Below are 275 nucleotides of genomic sequence, written 5' to 3' on the forward strand. Positions count from 1 at the left end.
TGATCGTGCATGAAGTCCATCGACCAGCTCTGGTTGATCGCGGCCGGCACCGCCAGCGGCAACGGTTTTTCGCGCACTAGGCGATGGCGCGGCTTGATTCGCAGGTTCAGCTCGAGTTCACGGTAAATCCTGTAGACGCGCTTGTGGTTCCATTTGAAGCCTTTCACGTTGCGCAGGTACAGGAAGCACAGCCCGAAACCCCAGTTGCGCTGGTTGTTCGTCAGCCTCACCAGCCAGTCGGCAATGAGGCCGTTTTCCGCGTCCAGCTTGGCCTT

1 pseudogene is annotated in these 275 nt (G+C 58.9%); it reads right to left on the minus strand.

The features are described from left to right. Window positions 1–275: pseudogene (locus I4X03_RS23015) on the minus strand (IS3 family transposase); the annotation flags it as partial.

Origin of the sequence: Massilia soli (genome assembly GCF_016809835.1) — a bacterium.
GTDB lineage: Bacteria > Pseudomonadota > Gammaproteobacteria > Burkholderiales > Burkholderiaceae_D > Telluria_A > Telluria_A soli.